General features: G+C 73.1%; 5 protein-coding genes. All 5 read right to left on the reverse strand.

Features of this window, described 5'->3' with window-relative positions:
- Positions 1–258 (reverse strand): hypothetical protein (locus SACSA_RS22570; RefSeq protein WP_048876692.1); only part of this gene is annotated, 258 nt, incomplete at its 3' end.
- Positions 255–1529 (reverse strand): hydroxyacid-oxoacid transhydrogenase, encoded by a 1275-nt coding sequence (locus SACSA_RS0111405; RefSeq protein ID WP_019815996.1) that lies wholly within the window; start codon positions 1527–1529, stop codon positions 255–257. The genes SACSA_RS22570 and SACSA_RS0111405, both read right to left, overlap by 4 nt.
- Positions 1530–1717: 188 nt before the next feature.
- The gene (locus tag SACSA_RS0111410) at positions 1718–2425 is read right to left on the reverse strand and encodes a GntR family transcriptional regulator (protein WP_019815997.1); all 708 of its coding nucleotides are present in this window, start codon (positions 2423–2425) and stop codon (positions 1718–1720) included.
- A 95-nt stretch (positions 2426–2520) separates the two neighbouring features.
- Positions 2521–3393, reverse strand: a complete 873-nt coding sequence (locus SACSA_RS0111415) for a phosphotransferase family protein (protein ID WP_019815999.1) — start codon at positions 3391–3393, stop codon at positions 2521–2523.
- Positions 3394–3436: 43 nt separating this feature from the next.
- Positions 3437–4145 (reverse strand): S-methyl-5-thioribose-1-phosphate isomerase (mtnA, locus tag SACSA_RS22575; RefSeq protein WP_019816002.1); only part of this gene is annotated, 709 nt, incomplete at its 5' end.

Below are 4145 nucleotides of genomic sequence, written 5' to 3' on the forward strand. Positions count from 1 at the left end.
CGCGGTGACCCCGACGCCGTGCGCCCGGCACACCCGCAGCGCGGCGGCCACGTCGTCGGCCGTGCGCGGGAACACGACCGCCCGGGGGACGTGCCGGTAGTTGGACGCGTCCATGCTGAACATGGCCCGCGCCGAGGCCGAGGCGTCCACCTCGCCCGTCACGGCGCGGTCGAGAGCGCGGACGAGGTCACGGTCCGCGGCGGCGCCGGTGTCGTGGCCCGTCACCCCGGGGGCCGGTGCGGGGTCGGTGGGAGTCACCAGTTCTCCAACGAGTCGGCCAGGATCGCGGCCACGTGGTCGTCGCCGACCTCGCGCGGCGCCACCGACAGTAGCCGCTGCTGCTGGAGCGCGCCGTCCACGAGGGAGGGAACGTCGCTCTCGCCGAAGCCGACGCCGGCGAGCCCGTTCGGGATGCCGATGTCGCGCATCAGCCGCGACAGCGCCCACGGCAGGCGCTCGCGGGGGTCGTGTTCGGCGGCGGCAGGGTCGAGGATCTCGGCGGCGTGGACGTGCTTGTCCGGGTCGGTGGGGAAGGTGAACCGGAACGCGGCGGGGGCGGTGAGCGAGACGGACTCGCCGTGCGGGACCAGCGCCTCCCGCGACGGGTAGTTGCGGGGCCGGTATGCGCGCACCTTCCCCGCGATCGGGTAGGCGCAGGCGTGTGGGATGTGCACCCCGGCGTTGCCGAAGCCCATGCCCGCGAACGTCGCGGCGAGCATCATGTCGGTGCGCGCGTCGAGGTCCCCGCCGTTGAGCACGGCCCTGCGGAACGACCGCGCCAGCAGGCGCAGGGCCTTCTCGGTCCAGGTGTCGGAGATCGGGTTGGCGCCGTTGTAGGCGACCCGGGTCTGCGGGGTGTGCCGGGCGAAGGAGTGGAACGGCTTCGCGGTGTAGGACTCGAGTGCGTGGCAGAGTACGTCCATGCCGCCCGCGGCGGTGACCTCGGGAGGCATCGACAGCGTGAGCAGTGGGTCGATCACCGCGGTGGTGGGGCGCAGGGCGGGGTGGCTGATGCCGGACTTCACCTTCAGTTCCAGCAGGTCCATGATGCACACCGGCGTGGTCTCCGACCCGGTGCCCGCCGTGGTGGGCACGGCCACGAGCGGCTTGAGCGGACCGCCGGGCGCCCTGCCGCCTCCGATCGGCTTGTTGATGTAGTCGAACAGGTCGGCGGGGTAGGTGGTCATCAGGTTGACGGCCTTGGCGGTGTCGATGGCGGACCCGCCGCCCACACCGAGGAAGCCGTCCCAGTCCGAGTGACGGGCGAACTCGACGGCGTCGCGCACGCTGGCGTCGGTGGGCTCGACGTGCACGCCGTCGTAGATCTCGACCGCGACTCCGGCCGCGGTGGCGGAGTCGGCGACCCGCTGGGGGACGCCGGTCGCGGCCACGCCAGGGTCGGTGAGCAGCAGGACGCGCGTCAGGCCCTGCCCGGCGAGGTCCCAGCCGATCTCGTCCACGGCGCCCGCCCCGAACTTCAGCGGAGTCGCCGCCCAGGTGAACACGGACTCGTGCAGGTACTCGGTCATGCCTTCTCCCGCCTCCGGACGTCGCGGCCGCCCGACAGTGGCATGTGGCATGCCACTAGTCAACCCGCGAGTCGCCCCTTCCCGTCCCGCGAGTTGCCCCTCACGTTCCGCGAGTTGCCCCCTCGCGGGCGTGAGTTGCCCCTACAGGTTCAGCGGGGGTCGCCCGCCTGCCGCCCCGGAGTGGTCCCTCAGCCGGGGAAGCGGGTCCAGTCGAGCGCGATCTCGGGCTCCGCGTCGCCGGTCTCGGCGGCCTCCTGCCCGATCAGCAGCCGTGCGGTGTGCAGCAGGTGCTCTCGCATGGCCTCGGCGGCCCGTTCCGCCTCGCCGTGCCGGATCGCCGCGTGGATCGTCTCGTGCTCGGCGAGGATGTCGTGCAGACCGCGCGAACGGTCCACCGTGGAGGTGCCGCGCAGCAACACCATGTCCCGCAGCGAGTCGACGTAGTGCGCGAGCCGCAGATTGCCCGACGCCGCGTTGAGCGCCTGGTGGAACCGGCGGTCGGCGGCCATGAACGCGGTCTCGTCGTGCTCGTCGGCGGCGGCCCGCATCGCGGCCAGATGCCCCGCCAGGTCCTCCGTCAGTCCCGGCGCGTGCTGTGTCGTGGCGCGGAAGGTCGCGGGAACCTCCAACAGCAGGCGGACGGCGAAGACCTCCTCCAGGTCGTGCAGCGACGTCCGGAGCACCCGGATGCCCCGGTTGCGTTCGAAGCGCACCATCCCGCGCTCGGACAACTGGATCAACGCCTCCCGCACGGGCGTTCGGGAGACACCGAGTCGTGCGGCCAGATCGTGAACGGAGTAAAGCGTGCCCGGCACCAGCTCGCCACTGACGATCGCGCCCCTGAGCTCGTCGAAGATCGTCTTCGCCAGGTTCCGGTCGGTGTCGATCTGCCGCATCGCCCCATCCTCGCACGGCGTCGACGACCGAGAACCGCACCGCGCGCGGCGTCCCACGCAGGCAGGCGCCCTCGGGTGGCGGCGGACGTGGGTGTTCAGCCGAACCAGGCGTGTGCGAGTGCGTCCAGTGTCGGCCTCTCCGGTGCGGGCAGTGCCTCCAGGTACGCGCGGAGGTTCGAGTAGCGGTGCAGCACCGTGTAGGCCAGGCACCGGCGCGCGAACTCGGCACCGGGGTGCGCTCCGATCCCGTAGCCGCGCAGGAACCGTCGCCACAACGCCGGATCGCCCCGGGTGAGCGACACCGTCACGGCGGCGAAGTCGTACTCCGCCGCGCCCCGCATCGCCGGTTCGAAGTCGATGAGCCCGGTCACCGTCCACCGGCGCCCGTCGTGGCGGACGAGGACGTGCTCGGCGAGCAGCTCCGTGTGCAGCAGCACCGGCGTCGGTGTGCCGAGATCGACGCTGTCGAGGTAGTCCGGGATGCGCGCCAGCCACGCGGGGTGAAGGCCGAGTCCGCGCTGTCCGGCGACCACCGCCGCCCGCTGCTGGGTGAGGAACTCGCTCCAGTCGCGCGGCCCGAGCTCGTCCACGGCGGCACCGGTCACCGCATGCAGCTCGGCCAGCCCGGCACCGAGGCGCTCGGCGAGGTCCGCCCGCTCCGGCGCGGGCAGCGTCGGCCACACCTCGTCGAGGCCGCGTCCCGGGAGTCGGCGCATGAGCACGTAGTGCCAGTCGCCGACCGACCCGGCATCCTCGACGCACGGCGTCGGGATCGACAGCCTGCCGTGCACGGCCCGCAGCGCCACCGTCTCGGTGCGGGCCTCGTCGCGGTCGGCGTCCGGGTAGAGCTTGAGGACCAGGTCGTCCCCGACCGCGTAGACGGGCAGCGAGCCGGTCGCGAAGCGCGAGGGGGAGCGGCCGTCGAGGCCCAGCCGGGTGAGTACGTCGGAGACGGGCGCATCGTCCACGCCCGGGAGGATACGGAGATCGACTTCCCGGGCGCCAGCGCGTTTACCGGTTGGGTCGCATGAGCCCGTTCTCGGTGACCACCGCCGTCACCAGGGACGCGGGCGTGACGTCGAAGGCGGGGTTGAACACCGGTGCGCCCTCCGGTGCCACGGGCGTGCCCGCCACGTGCGTGATCTCGTCAGCCGCACGCTCCTCGATCACGACGCCGTCGCCGTCGGGCAACGTGCGATCCACAGTGGACTCCGTGGCGACGACGACGAACGGGATGTCGTGCCGGGCCGCGACGACGCCGAGGCCGTAGGTGCCGACCTTGTTCGCCACGTCGCCGTTCGCGGCGATGCGGTCCGCGCCGACGAGCACGCAGTCCACCATCCCGAGTGCCAGCGCCGAGGCCGCCGCGGCGTCGGGCAGCACCCGGTACGGCACCCCCTCCTCGGCAAGCTCCCACGCGGTCAGCCGCGAGCCCTGCCACAGCGGCCGGGTCTCGTCGGCCAGCACGTACTCGACGTGGCCCGCCGCGTGGAGATCGCGCACGGTGCCGAGTGCGGTCCCCCACGCCACGGCGGCGAGGCGACCGGTGTTGCAGTGGGTGAGCAGCCGCAGCGGGCGGCGCGCACAGTGGGCGAGGACGAGGTCGGCGGCGTGGCGGGAGGCCGCGCGGTTGACCCGTTCGTCCTCGTCGAGCACGGCCACCGCTTCGGCGAGGACCGCCTCCGGCCCGTCCGGAAGGGCCCGCAGCGCACGTTCGACG

Origin of the sequence: Saccharomonospora saliphila YIM 90502, assembly GCF_000383795.1 — a bacterium.
In the GTDB taxonomy this organism is placed as follows: domain Bacteria; phylum Actinomycetota; class Actinomycetes; order Mycobacteriales; family Pseudonocardiaceae; genus Saccharomonospora; species Saccharomonospora saliphila.

Coding starts and splice junctions, on each gene's coding strand:
- SACSA_RS0111410 (WP_019815997.1), bottom strand. CDS start 2,425: ATGCGGCAGATCGACACCGACCGGAACCTGGCGAAGACGATCTTCGAC.
- SACSA_RS0111405 (WP_019815996.1), bottom strand. CDS start 1,529: ATGACCGAGTACCTGCACGAGTCCGTGTTCACCTGGGCGGCGACTCCG.